This window comes from Flavobacterium aquicola (assembly GCF_003385115.1).
GTDB lineage: Bacteria > Bacteroidota > Bacteroidia > Flavobacteriales > Flavobacteriaceae > Flavobacterium > Flavobacterium aquicola.
The window spans coordinates 99,482-113,239 of record NZ_QUNI01000015.1 but is presented as its reverse complement, the minus strand read 5'-3'; the positions used below and the strand labels follow the sequence as shown (position 1 = coordinate 113,239).

The 13,758-nt window shown below is 35.3% G+C and carries 16 protein-coding genes; 2 read left to right on the top strand and 14 right to left on the bottom strand.

All coding sequences use genetic code 11. The features are described from left to right. Window positions 1–170: 170 nt before the first annotated feature. From C8P67_RS19595 to C8P67_RS19555, 9 genes are all read right to left on the bottom strand, one after another. Window positions 171–965 (bottom strand): polysaccharide deacetylase family protein, encoded by a 795-nt coding sequence (locus C8P67_RS19595; RefSeq protein WP_115814878.1) that lies wholly within the window; start codon window positions 963–965, stop codon window positions 171–173. A 7-nt stretch (window positions 966–972) separates the two neighbouring features. Then, window positions 973–1,806, bottom strand: a complete 834-nt coding sequence (locus tag C8P67_RS22455) for an FKBP-type peptidyl-prolyl cis-trans isomerase (RefSeq protein WP_115814877.1) — start codon at window positions 1,804–1,806, stop codon at window positions 973–975. Window positions 1,807–1,932: 126 nt separating this feature from the next. Next, window positions 1,933–2,409 (bottom strand): FKBP-type peptidyl-prolyl cis-trans isomerase, encoded by a 477-nt coding sequence (locus C8P67_RS19585; protein WP_115814876.1) that lies wholly within the window; start codon window positions 2,407–2,409, stop codon window positions 1,933–1,935. Between the two features lie 444 nt (window positions 2,410–2,853). Further along, on the bottom strand, window positions 2,854–3,288 hold the full coding sequence (locus tag C8P67_RS19580; protein ID WP_115814875.1) for a hypothetical protein: 435 nt from the start codon (window positions 3,286–3,288) through the stop codon (window positions 2,854–2,856). 11 nt (window positions 3,289–3,299) lie between these two features. After that, window positions 3,300–4,739, bottom strand: a complete 1,440-nt coding sequence (locus C8P67_RS19575; RefSeq protein ID WP_115814874.1) for a nucleoside recognition domain-containing protein — start codon at window positions 4,737–4,739, stop codon at window positions 3,300–3,302. Between the two features lie 231 nt (window positions 4,740–4,970). Next, the gene (locus C8P67_RS19570; protein ID WP_115814873.1) at window positions 4,971–6,041 is read right to left on the bottom strand and encodes a winged helix DNA-binding domain-containing protein; all 1,071 of its coding nucleotides are present in this window, start codon (window positions 6,039–6,041) and stop codon (window positions 4,971–4,973) included. Between the two features lie 12 nt (window positions 6,042–6,053). Next, the gene (locus C8P67_RS19565; protein ID WP_115814872.1) at window positions 6,054–6,767 is read right to left on the bottom strand and encodes a 3'-5' exonuclease; all 714 of its coding nucleotides are present in this window, start codon (window positions 6,765–6,767) and stop codon (window positions 6,054–6,056) included. A 141-nt stretch (window positions 6,768–6,908) separates the two neighbouring features. Then, window positions 6,909–7,379, bottom strand: coding sequence for a methylated-DNA--[protein]-cysteine S-methyltransferase (locus C8P67_RS19560; protein ID WP_115814871.1), 471 nt, complete (start codon window positions 7,377–7,379; stop codon window positions 6,909–6,911). Window positions 7,380–7,433: 54 nt separating this feature from the next. Continuing rightward, complete coding sequence (locus C8P67_RS19555) at window positions 7,434–8,321, bottom strand: LysR family transcriptional regulator (RefSeq protein WP_115814870.1); 888 nt, start codon at window positions 8,319–8,321, stop codon at window positions 7,434–7,436. 91 nt (window positions 8,322–8,412) lie between these two features. Between C8P67_RS19555 and C8P67_RS19550 the strand changes: the two genes are divergently transcribed. Both C8P67_RS19550 and C8P67_RS19545 read left to right on the top strand, forming a co-directional pair. Next, window positions 8,413–9,036, top strand: a complete 624-nt coding sequence (locus C8P67_RS19550; RefSeq protein ID WP_115814869.1) for a class I SAM-dependent methyltransferase — start codon at window positions 8,413–8,415, stop codon at window positions 9,034–9,036. An 11-nt stretch (window positions 9,037–9,047) separates the two neighbouring features. After that, complete coding sequence (locus C8P67_RS19545; protein ID WP_115814868.1) at window positions 9,048–9,755, top strand: class I SAM-dependent methyltransferase; 708 nt, start codon at window positions 9,048–9,050, stop codon at window positions 9,753–9,755. A 169-nt stretch (window positions 9,756–9,924) separates the two neighbouring features. On the opposite strand, the gene C8P67_RS19540 is transcribed toward C8P67_RS19545, so the two are convergent. The 5 genes from C8P67_RS19540 to C8P67_RS19520 form a co-directional block, all read right to left on the bottom strand. Next, window positions 9,925–10,308, bottom strand: coding sequence for a c-type cytochrome (locus C8P67_RS19540; RefSeq protein ID WP_115814867.1), 384 nt, complete (start codon window positions 10,306–10,308; stop codon window positions 9,925–9,927). Between the two features lie 7 nt (window positions 10,309–10,315). After that, a complete protein-coding gene (gene hemB / locus C8P67_RS19535) occupies window positions 10,316–11,314 on the bottom strand; it encodes a porphobilinogen synthase (RefSeq protein WP_115814866.1) in 999 nt (332 codons plus the stop codon). Between the two features lie 148 nt (window positions 11,315–11,462). Beyond that, the gene (gene hemF / locus C8P67_RS19530) at window positions 11,463–12,365 is read right to left on the bottom strand and encodes an oxygen-dependent coproporphyrinogen oxidase (RefSeq protein WP_115814865.1); all 903 of its coding nucleotides are present in this window, start codon (window positions 12,363–12,365) and stop codon (window positions 11,463–11,465) included. Next, window positions 12,355–13,380, bottom strand: coding sequence for a TIR domain-containing protein (locus tag C8P67_RS19525; protein ID WP_115814864.1), 1,026 nt, complete (start codon window positions 13,378–13,380; stop codon window positions 12,355–12,357). The genes hemF and C8P67_RS19525 overlap by 11 nt, the downstream gene beginning before the upstream one ends. 1 nt (window position 13,381) lies before the next feature. Next, window positions 13,382–13,753 carry a hypothetical protein gene (locus C8P67_RS19520; protein WP_115814863.1) on the bottom strand — a complete coding sequence of 124 codons (372 nt, stop codon included), beginning with the start codon at window positions 13,751–13,753 and terminating at the stop codon, window positions 13,382–13,384. Window positions 13,754–13,758: the final 5 nt, after the last annotated feature.

Sequence of the window (13,758 nt, the reverse complement as noted above, 5' to 3'; positions counted from 1 at the left end):
CTGCTCTGCGTTTCAATCTTTTTGTTTTTAAAGAAAAAACAAAAAGGATTTCCACTTCGATCAGGGCTAAAGAGAAAGATTTTGCTTCTTTGTTATTATTCTAAAATCAAAAAGCCTCACATAATGCGAGGCTTTAATATCATTTATGAATCTGGATAAACTAAACCAAATTAAGACTTTTGATTTTTCTTGATAAACTTGGCAACATCGACCATCGGAGCATTCCAGATTTGCTTTTCATGCAGCTTCATAAACTGCAGTAATTCTTTATGTGCCTTAGCCGAAACATTGATAGCATGTTCTCCGCCGACGCCATGAAATAAAAACACCAGTAAAGTATGAGATTCAATTGCTTTTTTAACCAAATCAATCATATACTCTCCAGAATGACCATCGATATAAAAACAATTGATATCATTTAGATTAACATCTTTTATATGCTGAAAGTTTTGCTGTACGCCTCGCGCTCCAACAAAATCATTTTTTAAATCATCATAGAAATTAACCGATCCAATTTTAGTGTCTCCGCATGGAAATGCAAAAGTTCGTTCTGTTTTACCGTCAATGGCCTGTAAAAGGGTATTGGTAACTCTGATCTCGTTTACAGCTCTTGATACTGTGTATTTATCCAGAGCTTTATCAGGACCAACCCAAGATCTCCCTGGGAAAGTAGCATCACACGGATGCATTAAGGAATGATTACCTAATTCATGACCCTTCTGAGCTGTTGTTCTCCATTCTGGAATTCTTTTGCTTACTGCAGGGGATTCTCCAATTAAATAAAATGTTCCTTTAAGACCCAATGAATCTAGAGCTGGAATTACAATGTCCAAATTTACATTGAGTGCATCATCATACGTAAGCACAACGGCACATTTTTTATTGTTCCATAATTCTGTTTGCTGCGATTGTGCCTGTTGCCCTAATATCAAAAGCAATAAGATAATAATGCGATGTGTTTTCATGGATTTATTAATTAACTGAAATTAGCTTAACATCAAAAATCAAAACAGATCCGCCTGGAATGCCTCTATAATCGTAGCTTCCATAACCCAAAGCAGAAGGTACTAGGAGTTTACCGCTGCCGCCTTCTTTAAAATACGGAATTCCTTCTGTCCATCCTTTTATAACTCCCTGCAGATTAAATGAAACTCCCGTAGTACTGCCTTGATCAAAAAGAGTTTTGTTTGTATAGTAGCCTTTGTAAGCAACTGTGACATTTGCAGTTGATGCAGGCTGTTTACCTGTTCCCTCCTCATCAATTACATAATAAAGACCAGAAGCTGTTTTTGTTGCATTTAGGTTATTGTCTGCAATATATTTTACAATTGCGGCATCATTTATAGCACTATGTTCGACCGCAAGCAGTTTAATTTCAAAAATTAATACAGAACCTGCTGGAACACCTTTATAATCATCACTACCATAAGCCAAATGAGCTGGAATCAGCAGTATACCGCTGCCGCCTTCCTTAAAGAAAGGAATTCCTTCAGTCCAGCCTTTTATAACTTGTTGTAAATTAAAAGTAACTCCAGCATCAGTACTTTGATCTAAAGCTTTTTTGTTGGTATAATAACCTTTGTAGGACACTGTCACATTTGAAGCTGCTGTGGGCTGTTTTCCTGTGCCTGCTTCATTTATTACATAATATAAGCCAGAGCTTGTTCTTTTTGCATCTAAATGATTTTCGGCAACGTAAGCTTGTATTTCAGCTTCATTCTGAGCACTATAATCTTTTTTCTCTTCAGGATCATTGTTGCAGGACAAGAAGAAAATCGCTAAAATGGCAAGGAATGAATATTTCATATATAGATTTTAAAATTTTATTATTAATGATGATTTTAAAAATTGTCTTAAATTATTACAAAGATTTAAAAACTAAAAAAGCTACACTTCCAATTAGGTCATGTAGCTTGTTTTTATTTTTTTGGATTACTTAACCGCATTTAATTTGATATCAAAAATCAAAACTGATCCGCCAGGAATTGGCCCTTGTGTTTCTGGACCGTATCCTAAATCGGAAGGAATCAATAAAATTCCTTTACCGCCTTCCTTGAAATACTGAATTCCTTCTGTCCAGCCTGGAACTACATTCCGTAAAGGAAAGGAAATACCTTTCTCATCACTTTGATCAAAGACTGCTTTATTGGTAAAATAACCTTTGTATGCAACAGTAACTTCAGAATCGGCTGTTGGCTGTTTTCCTGTTCCTGCTTCTTCAATCACATAATACAGACCCGATTCAGAGCGTTTTGCATTTAAATGATTGTCTGCAATGTATTTTTTAATTTCTGCTTCATTATTAGAAACAGCATTAGTAGTAGTTTCTGGTGTTATAGTTTCTTCTTTTTTCTTATCATTACAAGACATAAAAAGAACAGCTGCGAGAGCTAAAATCGAATATTTCATAGTAGAATGTATGGGGTTTTTTAAAAAAATTAAGCTAATAAACTAGTAACTAAGAATAAGATAAGTAAGCCGATGGCGATGTATTTTGTGTATTTTGACATTTTGTAAATTATTTAATGATTTGTAAAGCGGTCAAAAGAATGAAAAATAAATTAAAACTCCTAAAAATTATTGTTATAATTATTTGAAGACTTTTATTTTCGCTTTTAATTTTTTTAAAAATAAATATTATGCTTTTTATCGATTCCATTTGTGGCTAAAAATGATAAAGGAATCGGTAGAAAACCTTTGTTATTGACAATCAAGATACTGGCATCGAATTTTCCGTCGAGGGTGTCTTTACTTTACTCTCTTTCTTAGTCAATTTTGACTTGGTTTGAGCAAAACTAAAAGTACCAAAAGCCAATAAAAAACATCGGTAATCTGTCATTCACAGGTAAATCACTAGCTACTTGAAAGACTTATTGGAAAAACGTACTGCATCCTAACTGATTTTCCATCTTTTTGAGCAGGAATCCATTTGTTTGGTAATAATTTAAAAACTCTAATACCTTCCGTTATTAATTTTTCTTCATCCGCAGTAATGCCAATAATATCACTTATACTACCATCAGTTTCCACAATAAAGCTTAAATAGATTTTATGTATTTTTTTGTCGTTAAAATCGGGGACATTAAATTTTTTCCCAACTTCTTTTGCTAAACCATTAATACCACCTTTATATTCTGCTTTCACATCAACTTCAGTAGCTAAAAATATTTTTTCTCCGTTTTCATTATGATATAATTTTCCATTATTAACATTAGTTAATACGGGTGTGTTCTGTGAAAAAATAGTGTTTAAAAAAAATAACGAAATAAATATTAAAACATTTCTCATATATAAATAATTTAAAAAAACCAGCTAGCCACAAAAATTGCCGTAATCACACAAATCACATCCACTAAAAGCATAGTTCCCAAAGCGTAACGGGTATTTTTGATATTCACAGATCCGAAGTAAACCGCAATCACATAAAAAGTACTCTCAGCACTGCACTGAAAAATACTGCTTAGTCTCCCTGTCATGGAATCGGCGCCAAAAGTGTTCATGGAATCGATCAAAAATCCTCTTGATCCCGCAGAACTAAACGGTCTAAGCAAAGCTACGGGTAAAGCATCGGTAATTTCTTTACTTACGCCCATATTCGAAAAAGCAAAAGCAATCCAGTTACTGATAATTTCAAACAAACCGCTGTTTCTAAAAAGCGAAATCGCTACTAACATTCCTAAAACATAAGGAAAAATAGTAACTCCGGTTTTGATTCCATTGTTCGCTCCTGAAACAAAAGCTTCAAAAACGGTGGTTTTGGCTTCTGTAAATTTCTTCTCTTTTATAAATGAAAATACCAAAGTAAAGGCAATAATCCCAACTAATATCAATGCCGAAAGATTAGAGGTAAAGTAGTTTTTACCAATTAAATCCAAGTGGTTTACATACATTAACAAACCTACAATTGCAGCGATTAATCCCATTAGTACTACAACCAAAGAAGCGCTTTTGAAATTAATTTTCTGTTTGATTCCAACGATAAGGAAAGCGGCAATCGTACCTATAAACGAAGTGATAATGCATGGCAGCATAACATCGGCAGGGTTTGTTGCATTTGCAGCAGCGCGGTAGCCAATAATTGAAGTTGCAATCAATGTCAATCCCGAAGCGTGCAGGCACATAAACATAATCTGGGCATCACTCGCACGGTCTTTTTCGGGATTTATTTCCTGCAGACTTTCCATCGCTTTTAATCCAAAAGGCGTGGCTGCAGAGTCTAATCCTAGAAAATTAGCAGCAAAATTCAAAGTCATATAGGAAATAGACGGATGATCTTTTGGTATACTTGGAAATACTTTTACAAACACCGGACTCAATAATTTTGCCAGTTTCCCAGAAGCGCCGGAAATGATTAAAAGTTCCATCAGTCCGCAGAAGAAGGCCAGATATGCAATAAGCGGCAGAATCAAATCAAGTAAAGTACTCTTACATGTTGGCAGTAAACCATCTGATTTTTGAACACCGCTGAAAATTTTTACGGTTTTGTTTTTATAAACGTAAGTAGTATCAGCATTCAGCGTATCACGATTAATAATCATCGTCTGATCCTCCGATTTCTTGATACTGTCTTTGATAAAAGCAGGAACCTGTTCAATATATTTTTCAGAAATCAGAACAGGATCGTCTTTTTTTCCGTTCAAAACATAATCTATGGTATACGTATTGGCAGTAAACAAACTGACAACAACAAAGACAATCGATGAAATAAAAATAACTAACCAGAATCTACTTAATACCATAACTTATATTTTTTGTAAATGTAATAAATCAATTGTAATTGCAATATCGTTCAAAATACCGAAAATGCTAAATCCTTTCTCCTAAACTATTTCATTCTCATGAAATATTGTCGATCAATATCACGATTATTTTAAGACTGACTATTCAGTCAAAAATAATTATTTCTGCAAATAATTAAAATACAATTACTTACTAAAGTATATTGCAATTGGGTCTAAAAATAAAAGTGATTACTCTATAATAATTTTGGTTTCCAGATAATCTTCAAAAGGTTTGATCGCTTCAAAAAGAATGCTTTTTTTACTTTTATCAATAGAAGAAAAAAACTGAGTTTCGATTTTTACATGATCTTTTTTGAAGGTTCGTTTCCATGCTCCAATGACTTTTCCGTTTTCAACAATAATGGGTTTGAAAATGCCATTATTTGTAAAAGCTTTAGTTTGATGTTCTAATAAAATAGATGCCTCCCGATTTTTATACGAAATTAAAATTTCATCAAAAGCGGGCAAAAAATGTACGCTTCCGCGAAGGTTATCCACCTCTGAAACATCCGTCCCAAACCAATATTTCTGATTATCTATTCCAAACGAATTCAGTTCTGATTCAATTAAATTAATCGCCCGCTTAGCCGAAGTTGGCGAAAAGCCCGACCACCACGAAAAATCGAGCAAAGTTGCCGGTCCATGGCTTTCAAAATACCGCTTCGCTAATTTAGCTAACGCCTCTTCTTTGGTCAGAGTTGTTTTGGATTTTGGAACCCGTTCTTCAAGCAGGGCATAGGTGATTTTTTTGCCTTTCATTTTACCATTGCAAACCAAACCATCCAGTTCTGCATTCATCATAACAATAACTGGTGATAAGTCACCGGAAGACTTTTTGATGTTAAGCTCCTGCATGATTTCGTCCCGCGTTAAATGATTATTTCCAGAAAGAAGTTTTTCGATGTCCGAATTAACCTGATTGAGTTTCCTTTCATCATAGCCGTGCTGTCTGGCCATTGATGCAAAAAGAGACTTAACCTTTGGTCCTGAAATATCCAGCATCCAGTAAATGTCATCTGCAGAAACAAAATGCCACGTCGGACGAAGAATATGAGTTCGTATAATTTTGCCTGAATTAACCGCTTCTTCAACTTCTTTTTCAGTTGCACCGCCTCGTGAACCAACAGCCCATTTTGCCATGGCATAATCCTGTGCCTGTACAGCGCCTAAATGTTGTACTATTTCCTGAGGCGATTTAGAATTTGTCTTTAAAAGATTTTGAGAAGCAAGCCGATAATTTGCAATTTCCTGATGTGTCATTTGAAACAAAAATTACACGTGAATAATTTCCTCTTCAATCAATAAATCTTCTCTTCTAAGGCGGAGAAATATTTGTGCGACTGCAATTGTGTCTTTTTCGCAGTAAGTGACTATTCGGTCAATGTCTTTTTCTACATAAAAAACATGTCCAACCTGACTGCCGTCGATATCGCCTTTTGGAGAAGGAATTCCAAGGACTTTACACATTAGTTTTAAAGAAGTATAATGCTTATAATCGCCAAATTTCCACAATTCTAACGTATCTAAATGCGGAATCTCCCAAGGTTTTTTGCCAAATAAATTCAGCTTGTCGGGAATTGGAATCTGATTGATAATCATTCGGCGTGCTAAGAATGGTATATCAAATTCCTTGGCATTATGACCGCACAAAATATGCTGTGGTCCGTTGAAATGATTATTCAGCAGATTATTGAAGTCTTTTAGAAGTTTTGGTTCTTCTCCAAAAAACGAAGTTACTCTGAAATTCCGAATATCACCCTTAACAACAAAAAAACCAACCGAAATACAGATGATTTTTCCAAACTCGGCCCAAATTCCGGCACGGTCATAGAATTCTTCGGGAGTAAAGTCGTCTTTTCGCTGGTATTGCGTTTTGAGTTCCCAAAGTGTTTTCATTTCATCATCCAATGAGCTGTAATCGGCAGTTTCCGGAACGGTTTCGATGTCAAGGAAAAGTATATTGTTGAGGTTTATTTTTTCGATCATTTTAATTTATTTAAACACGAATTTCACGAATTAGCACGAATAGTAAACTTGAATAGAATTTCACAAACTTTTGAAATTCGAAATTTAGTCAATTTTACAAATCTAAATTAGTGAAAATTCGTGCAATTCGTGTTTGTTTTGCTAAAATAAGCTTTGCTGTGTCGTTGGATTTTCGTGCTCCAAAAGCCATTTTTTTCTCCATAATCCGCCAGCATAACCTGTAAGTGAGCCATCCGTTCCGATAACTCGGTGGCAAGGAACAACAATCCAAAGCGGGTTTTTCCCATTGGCGGAAGCCACAGCACGGATAGCTTTTATATCACCTAACTTTTTAGATAAATCCATATAGCTTAGTGTTTTGCCATAAGGTATTTCAAGTAATTCTTTCCATACTTTCTGCTGAAAGTCTGTTCCTTTTGGATTCAGCTTAAAATCGAAACTGGTTCTTTTCCCTTCGAAATAATCGGTAAGCTGGGAAACTGCATTCTGCAAAATTTCAGGAATTTCCTTTGAAATCTCTCCTTCATTCGAAACAGAAATTACGGCGATTCCGTTCTCATCGCCGATTATCGTTGTAATTCCTAAAGGTGTTTTGATATAAACTGTTTCCATGGTGCCGAAATTGAACTGCAAAGTACAGAAAGTTTATTTAAATGAGCACAGACTTTATAAATTGCTGGTATCTTTTTTCAGAAATTCAATGGCCGTCTGAGCAATTTCTGATTGGTTTCCTTTTGGCGTAGCCAATAAAATATGGGTAAAAAGAAATCTTCTTTTGATTTCAACATATTCCAATTCAGGATAATTATAATTTTTCATAATTGCAGTGGGCACAATCGAAATGCCCAAACCATTTTTGACTAATTGGATAATTGAAGAAATATTATTGGATTCATGCACCACTTTTGGTTCAAAACCATATTGAGCACAAATCTGCAGCAAAACGTCATAAAAGTAAGGCGCATAATCTTTATTAAAAAACACAAAAGTCGCTTCTTTCAGCTTTTCGAGTTCTTCTTCAGTAGTAATACTATATTTATTGCGGTTAAATACAATAGAAAAACTGTCTTTGAACCATAACTGAGAATCAATTTTTGATGAATACAGCGGAGCTCGAATGATTCCTAAGTCAATTTTTCCTTCTTCCAAAGCAGCAATCTGTTTGACAGTTGGCACTTCATAAAGCCGAAAGTTGACAAAAGGGTATTTCTCAGTTAAAAACTGCAAAAGCTTTGAAATATCTCCCGAAAAAGTAGAACTCACATAGGCAATCCTAAATTCACCGCTTTGATTTTCGCTTATTTTTTTGGTTTTGATGTTGATGCGTTCAATGTTTTTCAATACTTCCCGCATTTCTTTTTCGTAGAATTTCCCTGCTTCGGTGAGAATGACCCGTTTGTTATTGCGCTCAAAGAGCTGCGCACCGATTTCGGTTTCCAATTCTTTGATCTGACGGCTTAATGGCGGCTGTGAAATAAATAGTTTTTCGGCAGCGCGGACAAAGCTGAGTTCATCGGCTAGTTTTAAGAAATATTTGATATGACGCAATTCCATATATACTTATTAAGTATTGATTATTGACAAAATAAGTATTTTTAAGTCATATATAAAAATTATAGGTTTGTAAAACAAAATTAAAAGAGCCATGGAAGATTTTTGGAAAGACCGATGGAACGAAAGATATAGCAGCGAACAATTTGCTTATGGAGAAGAGCCTAATAAGTACCTCAAAAGAGAACTAAATAAACTAAAAGCAGGTACTATTCTTTTTCCTGCAGAAGGAGAAGGGCGCAATGCCGTTTATGCGGCCAAAATGGGCTGGAACGTTTTTGCATTTGATATAAGTTCGGAGGGAAAAAGGAAAGCATTACAGCTGGCAGATCTTAATAATGTAAATATTGATTATGAAGTCGGTGAATTAGAAACAATAAATTACAAAACAGATCAATTTGATGCCATCGCGCTTATTTATGCTCATTTCCCTGCGGATGTTAAATCGCAATATCACCGGTTTTTAGACAAATATCTGCGAAAAGGCGGTGTTGTAATTTTTGAAGCTTTCAGCAAAAAACATCTTGAGTATGTTCAAAAAGATCAGAAAGTTGGTGGTCCAAAAGATATTGAATCGCTTTTTTCGATTGCCGAAATACAATCTGATTTTCCAAATTATGATTTTGAAGAATTGACAGAAATAGAAATTGAACTTAACGAAGGGTTGTTCCACAATGGAAAAGGATCGGTAATACGATTTGTGGGACGCAAAAAATAAAATTTACAGCTATGAAAAAATCAACAGTTACAGAAATCAAGGAACGTTTTGACAATGATGTTGAACGTTTTGCAAATTTAGAAACAGGTCAAGTGGCAACAATGGACGCTCAAATATCATTGGAACTTTTAACTTCTGCAGCAAAAGCGATAAAGCCAAAAGCAGTAAATGTTTTGGACATCGGATGCGGAGCAGGGAATTATACTTTGAAAATGCTTTCGAAAGTACCCAATTTGAACGCTGTTTTAATCGATTTAAGCCAAAATATGTTAGACAAGGCTCATGAACGTGTTTCGGACGCTACAACTGGCAAAGTAGAAACTATACAGGGTGATATCCGTGATATAGAATTGCCAAAAAATCATTTTGATATTATATTGGCGGGAGCCGTTTTGCATCATTTAAGAGAAGACTCCGATTGGGAGTTTGTTTTTCAAAAATTGTATGACAGTTTATCGGCTGGCGGCTGTTTGATGATTTCGGATTTGCTTGTTCAGGATCATGAAGGAGTAAACCAAATGGTTTGGGAAAGGTATGGTAATTATTTGAGGCAGCACGGAGGTGTGGAATACCAGCAAAAAGTCTTTGATTATATTGAGATAGAAGATACTCCAAGATCAATGACATACCAATTGGATTTAATGAAGAAAGTTGGCTTTTCGAGTGTTGAAATATTGCATAAAAATGCGTGTTTTGGGGCTTTTGGAGGGATTAAGTAGGTTTTTAAATACTAAATGACTAAATAGTCAAAAAGCAAAAACCATCTCATTTTCAAAGATGGTTTTTGTTTATTTTGGTATTCACTAGCCCAGATGGAAACGGCATCCTCTGGTGGCGGGGTTCGCCACTAGAGATATAGTGGACAGCTGGATCAGCTCCTGAAAATTATTATTTTAGATTCGAATTGATATAAGCTTCTACCGCCTTTAATTCATCTTCTGTAAAGGTTTTTGTAATTGCCAAATTCGCCTGCATCACCGGAAATTGTGCCGGATCAACGATGGCTTCGCTTTCGCCTTTAAGAAAGTTAACCATATTGCCATTTTTGTCTTTGTAAATTTTGGCAATTTCCTTAATGCTTGGCCCAATCACTTTTTGATCTACTTGGTGACAAGCAACACAGTTTCCTTTACCTTCGAAAATTTCTTTTCCTAATGCTTCTGGAGTTTGAACTTCTGTTGCAGTTGCGGCAGGTTTTCCAAAAGGTTCTTCGCTTTCTTTTTTGCAGGAAAACGCAAGAAGGACTATGGCTATTAATGCTAGTTTTTTCATATAACTATTATTTTTGATTCAGGATTACGGCAGCTTCTTTGGCAAAATAGGTCGAAATCAAACTGGCTCCTGCTCTTTTGATACACATTAACTGCTCCATCATGATTTTGTCGTTATCCAGCCAGCCTCTTTCGGCAGCGGCTTTAATCATTGCGTATTCACCCGATACGTGAAAAACCGTTACAGGAACATTCACTGCATTTTTTACTTCGCGAACGATATCCAAATAAGCAATTCCAGGTTTAACCATTACCATATCGGCACCTTCTTCAACATCCCAAAGCGCTTCTTTGACTGCTTCGATGCGGTTGGCATAGTCCATTTGGTAGGTTTTCTTATCTTTTGGAATAACAACATCCGCTTCTCTTGGCGCACTGTCCAAAGCATCGCGAAAAGGTCCGTAAAACGCAGATGCGTACTTCGCAGAATAACTCATGATTCCCACGTTGTGGAAACCTGACTTGTCTAATCCTTCGCGCAAGCGTAACACACGACCGTCCATCATATCGGATGGAGCGACAAAATCGGCTCCTGCCTCAGCGTGGGAAACGGCCATTTTTACTAAAGCATCATTGGTTGAATCATTTTCTACATCACCATTAGCAATGATTCCGTCATGACCATAAATGGAATAGGGATCTAACGCCACATCGGGCATTACAATCATCTCGGGACAGGCCGTTTTTATTGCACGAATTGCCTGTTGCATTAATCCGTACTTGTTCCAGGCTTCTTTTCCTGTATTGTCTTTTAAATCTTCGCTTACTTTCACGTAGATATTTACCGCACGAATGCCCAAAGCAAATAATTCTTTGACTTCTTCAACGGTTAAATCGATCGAACGACGAAAGATTCCAGGCATTGATGGAATGGCAACTTTTATGTTTTCGCCTTCTGCGATGAACATTGGAAACATAAAATCGGATGGACTTAATATGGTTTCGCGGACTAATGAGCGGATGGATTCGTTTACTCGTAATCTTCTGCCTCTGTGTAATGGGAACATATGATTTATGATTTTAGATTGTTGATTTCTGATTTTAGATTTATCGTAGATTGAAGAAAATTATTTGTGCTTTTGGATTTACATCTTAAATCAAAAACGTTACCCGAGCCTGCAAGGCGAACTGGCGTAGCAATCTTCATTCTTAAATCTAAACCCAATCAACTGGTTTTTCTAATACTTTTAATAACTTTTCTTCGTCGCTTCCTGCTTCTGGATGATGGTCGTACACCCACTGCACGTGTGGCGGTAAACTCATCAGGATACTTTCGATTCTTCCGTTGGTTTTTAAGCCGAATAAAGTGCCTTTGTCGTGAACCAAATTGAATTCGACATAACGACCGCGACGGATTTCCTGCCAAGTTTTTTGTTCTGTTGTGTACGGTAAATTTTTTCTTTTTTCAACTATTGGAACATAAGCTTGAAGAAAACTATTTCCAACTTCACTTACAAAGTTAAACCAATTTTCCATTGACATTTGCTCCGTTGCTTTGCAATAATCGAAGAACAAACCGCCAATTCCGCGGGCTTCGTTGCGGTGTGCATTCCAAAAATAAGTATCACATTGCTTTTTATATTTTGGGTAAAACTCTGGATTGTGTTTGTCGCAAGCGGTTTTACAGGTCTGATGAAAATGAGTTGCATCTTCTTCAAACAGATAATACGGTGTTAAATCCTGTCCACCGCCAAACCACTGCTGAATCACATTTCCATTGTCATCATACATTTCGAAATAGCGCCAGTTCGCATGAACCGTTGGTACCATTGGGCTTTTTGGATGCAAAACCAGACTCAGTCCACAGGCAAAAAAGTCAGCTTCCCCTACATTGAATAGTTGACACATGGTTTCAGGCAATTTTCCATGAACGGCAGAAATGTTCACACCTCCTTTTTCAAAAACTTTTCCGTTTTCGATTACTCGTGTTCTTCCTCCTCCGCCTTCTGGACGATCCCAAAGATCTTCTTTAAATTTGGCTTGACCGTCTACAGCTTCTAAACCTGCTACGATTTGGTCTTGAAGGTTTTGTATATATTGATAGAATTTATTTTTCATATTCTGATTGGTAACTTAAATAGTCTTCAAATGCAATTTTACTAGTCTCTTTCAAATCAATTTCTATGTAATTTTCTCTTATATAAGATATCAAATCTTTAAAATTTACTTTCAATTGATTAATATTTTCAATTAACATTCTATAGTCTTCCATAGCTTCATCATAATCATTTTGATCAAAAGCAGGCAATACAAATTTCGATGTTTTTGCATTGTTTAAAAAAATATAATGCTGTCCATAAGACAATGATTTATTTAACAGAGTAAAAACCGTTTTTATTTTTTCCAACAATATTTGATCATACAAATAAAAAAGATTACTGTTCAAAACAGCTTTAAATCCTTCGAAATAATGCAGTTGATTATATATTAATAGCTCAGGAGCGTCTTCTAAAAAGCTGTCAAAAGTTGGAATATGGATTGAACTTAATATTTTCTTTAAATTATCAATATCTAAATTTCGTTTTTTCTCATCAGGAGTAACATTTTTTTCTTGATGAGGTTTTAAAGGAGAATTTCGGATAATTAATTTAATCGCTTTAGTTAAAACACCTGTAAGTTCATTTTTCCCACTTTTGTCTGATTTGTCAATAATTTTAAATGTTGTTGTTCTATGTTTTGCTACATCGAATGGAAGATCGTCAGGAATTTTTCCATAGTTGGTATTAAATAAAAGAATAATTCTTTCCCAACCAAGTTCAGCAATAGCATAACCTAATTCGATTAAAACATTTGGATTTGAAAGCTTCTTTTTTTTATCTAAGCTTTCACCTATTGGCGTTAAATCGCAAATAAATATATCTGAATTAGAAATTTTTCTAAATATTTCTTTAGTAATATCTGGACTTCCAGATACGTTTCTTGTTGCTTCATCAATAACTATATCAATATTTTCAAAATCTGTTTCAATTAATGGAATAGCAGATTTTATAGAAAGTTTTATTCCATGTTGATTTGTATCTTTTGAAAGATCACTTTGCCAAGAATAGAAAACTGTAATATTTGATTGATTCATTTTATTTTAATGATGCTATTTTATTTAAAATCCCAAACGAAAAAGTCTTGCTTTCCTGTTGGATATAATTATAAATAGCAATGGCTTTTTGTGAAAAATCAAACTGACTTTCTTTCGAAAATGACACCAAAAAATCACCAAATAATTCCAACTGACTCCAATCCAAATGGAGGCTTTGCAAGTGGAAAATTAATTCCTCTTCTGTGAATTGCTGGAGACTTTCGACATTCATCGCCAAGTCTTTTAATTCGTTTTCCAAATAAAGAAGATCTTCCAAATTCCAAAACTTAGGCACATAAACCAATGACATCAGCTTCTTGAGCACGTTGTCAATGCGGATACTTTCCTGGTCTCTTAAGCCTTTGTTTAGCATTTCCT

Bases quoted from the DNA above. Each gene is read 5' to 3' on its own strand.
- C8P67_RS19525 (WP_115814864.1), bottom strand. From the start codon at position 13,380: ATGAATCAATCAAATATTACAGTTTTCTATTCTTGGCAAAGTGATCTT.
- C8P67_RS19595 (WP_115814878.1), bottom strand. From the start codon at position 965: ATGAAAACACATCGCATTATTATCTTATTGCTTTTGATATTAGGGCAA.
- C8P67_RS22455 (WP_115814877.1), bottom strand. From the start codon at position 1,806: ATGAAATATTCATTCCTTGCCATTTTAGCGATTTTCTTCTTGTCCTGC.
- C8P67_RS19575 (WP_115814874.1), bottom strand. From the start codon at position 4,739: ATGGTATTAAGTAGATTCTGGTTAGTTATTTTTATTTCATCGATTGTC.
- C8P67_RS19550 (WP_115814869.1), top strand. From the start codon at position 8,413: ATGGAAGATTTTTGGAAAGACCGATGGAACGAAAGATATAGCAGCGAA.
- C8P67_RS19585 (WP_115814876.1), bottom strand. From the start codon at position 2,409: ATGAAATATTCGATTTTAGCTCTCGCAGCTGTTCTTTTTATGTCTTGT.
- hemB (WP_115814866.1), bottom strand. From the start codon at position 11,314: ATGTTCCCATTACACAGAGGCAGAAGATTACGAGTAAACGAATCCATC.
- hemF (WP_115814865.1), bottom strand. From the start codon at position 12,365: ATGAAAAATAAATTCTATCAATATATACAAAACCTTCAAGACCAAATC.
- C8P67_RS19555 (WP_115814870.1), bottom strand. From the start codon at position 8,321: ATGGAATTGCGTCATATCAAATATTTCTTAAAACTAGCCGATGAACTC.
- C8P67_RS19545 (WP_115814868.1), top strand. From the start codon at position 9,048: ATGAAAAAATCAACAGTTACAGAAATCAAGGAACGTTTTGACAATGAT.
- C8P67_RS19540 (WP_115814867.1), bottom strand. From the start codon at position 10,308: ATGAAAAAACTAGCATTAATAGCCATAGTCCTTCTTGCGTTTTCCTGC.
- C8P67_RS19580 (WP_115814875.1), bottom strand. From the start codon at position 3,288: ATGAGAAATGTTTTAATATTTATTTCGTTATTTTTTTTAAACACTATT.
- C8P67_RS19565 (WP_115814872.1), bottom strand. From the start codon at position 6,767: ATGATCGAAAAAATAAACCTCAACAATATACTTTTCCTTGACATCGAA.
- C8P67_RS19560 (WP_115814871.1), bottom strand. From the start codon at position 7,379: ATGGAAACAGTTTATATCAAAACACCTTTAGGAATTACAACGATAATC.
- C8P67_RS19520 (WP_115814863.1), bottom strand. From the start codon at position 13,753: ATGCTAAACAAAGGCTTAAGAGACCAGGAAAGTATCCGCATTGACAAC.
- C8P67_RS19570 (WP_115814873.1), bottom strand. From the start codon at position 6,041: ATGACACATCAGGAAATTGCAAATTATCGGCTTGCTTCTCAAAATCTT.